Consider the following 1,724-nt stretch of genomic DNA (forward strand, 5'->3'; position numbering starts at 1 on the left):
GAGCTGTTGAACGTGAAAACCACGAAATCTGGCAAAAATCACAGCTGACGAGGCTTGCAGAGGAGTAAGCCAGTATACACTCCGCTATCGCTACGTGACTGGGTCATGGCTGCGCCCCGACACCCCAAAGAGCAGCTAGGATAAATATCTAATGGAATCAATGCGTTAGATGCCTAATATAAAGATACAGAAAGGAGAATAAAAACATTAATAAAATCTAAGGGTTACAGTTGACATAGTTATCAATAATGATAACACTGTTATCATTATTGATAACTCAAATAGGGTTCAAAGATGAGTAAGGATGTCGAGAGAATCACTCAGATAAATGACCAGGGTGAGATTATCGGCGGCTTCGTTGCCGTTATCCGCCCTAAACAAAAATCAGCATTTCAGAGGCATTTCACCATGAATCAAGACGCATTACGGATCTTGGCTAAGGAATTAACCGGGGAGCAATTCAAGGTCTTAATGCTGATGCTTGCAGATCTGGATTACGAAAACTTCATTCAGATCGCCCAAGCAGATATTGCTGAAACTTTAGGGATGCAGAAAACGAATGTTAGTCGCGCCGTTCGCGCGCTACTGGATGTTGGGGTGATCTTTGAGGGACCTAAAGTTGGCAGATCAAAAACATACCGGCTGAATGAACAATTTGGTTGGAAAGGCACCGTAACCAACCACAAAAAGGCACTCAAAAACGGCTTTAGTGTCATTCAGGGCGGCCGAATTTAAAGAGCCAGCGGCAGGCGGACAATCAGGGGCTACGTGTTAACGTTTTGACCATGATTGTCTATCCTGCATTGCTCTTTTGCCGCCTCAAAATCCCTTGCATTTTTTGCACCCCCGTTCTCCAGAACTACGCAATTCGAACAGGTCCTGTGACTAGACGTTGATCGGGCAATACGCTAAAACACTTCCGCGCGTTTCTGGCATAAACCAACCATGGGATGGTTTGTGTTAGCAGCAAGCGCCAGAAACGCGCTCAATCTAATCTTCGCCATCGTTTGCCACGGTTTCGGCAGCGCCTTGAGCGCAACCGGAAACCGTCTGGGGAGAACCCCAGACCCCCATTGCTGTAATATCAACGGTCTACGACCACCTACCAGCTGAGTGACTGCCTGTTCCGTGCAGTTGGGCTTTGCAGGGGGCTGGCGCGGTTCCTGGCGACCTGAAAGCCCCTGGTTAGGGGTATCGGCGCGCCTGACCTCCTGAGAGCCTCTGTAAGCGTTTTTCGCGCCTTCCATGCCCTGACGGGCATTTAAAACCCGTTTCGTGCGTCTGAGAGCTTCTGAGCGCGTTTGAAGGGCTATCTGACGACTCATCCCCGAAAGAACAACAACGGAATCACAGGCAATATGCGAGAGGTGACACCGCTCGCCGCAGCCCCAGCGACCGAACGTAGTGAGCGAGTGGGCGAGGAAGCGGAAGAGAACCGGAAACCACATTGAGCACGTACGCACTGATGCGGGGTGTCGGGGTGAAGCCCTGACCAGATGGCAAACGGAATATCGTCGCGGGTGACGGTATTACATTTGCACATCCTGTCCCGATTTCTGCGGAGTTTAACGGTGAACGGACGGCAAAAAACGTGCAGGAGCTGTTGAACGTGAAAACCACGAAATCTGGCAAAAATCACAGCTGACGAGGCTTGCAGAGGAGTAAGCCAGTATACACTCCGCTATCGCTACGTGACTGGGTCATGGCTGCGCCCCGACACCCCA

2 protein-coding genes are annotated in these 1,724 nt (G+C 50.2%); one reads left to right on the forward strand and one right to left on the reverse strand.

The genetic code is table 11. From position 1 onward, the window contains the following. The first annotated feature begins 294 nt into the window (after window positions 1-294). Window positions 295-735, forward strand: a complete 441-nt coding sequence (locus C4F37_RS26980) for a hypothetical protein (protein WP_000031238.1) — start codon at window positions 295-297, stop codon at window positions 733-735. 173 nt (window positions 736-908) lie between these two features. Here the strand turns inward: C4F37_RS26980 and C4F37_RS28125 are convergent, their stop codons facing one another. Beyond that, on the reverse strand, window positions 909-1,448 hold the full coding sequence (locus tag C4F37_RS28125; protein WP_229997960.1) for a rep protein: 540 nt from the start codon (window positions 1,446-1,448) through the stop codon (window positions 909-911). Window positions 1,449-1,724: the final 276 nt, after the last annotated feature.

The sequence above is a fragment of the Escherichia sp. R1 genome, from assembly GCF_003000935.1.
GTDB lineage: Bacteria > Pseudomonadota > Gammaproteobacteria > Enterobacterales > Enterobacteriaceae > Escherichia > Escherichia coli.

Excerpts from the sequence above, each read along its gene's own strand:
- C4F37_RS28125 (WP_229997960.1), bottom strand. The coding sequence starts at position 1,448 with ATGTGGTTTCCGGTTCTCTTCCGCTTCCTCGCCCACTCGCTCACTACG.
- C4F37_RS26980 (WP_000031238.1), top strand. The coding sequence starts at position 295 with ATGAGTAAGGATGTCGAGAGAATCACTCAGATAAATGACCAGGGTGAG.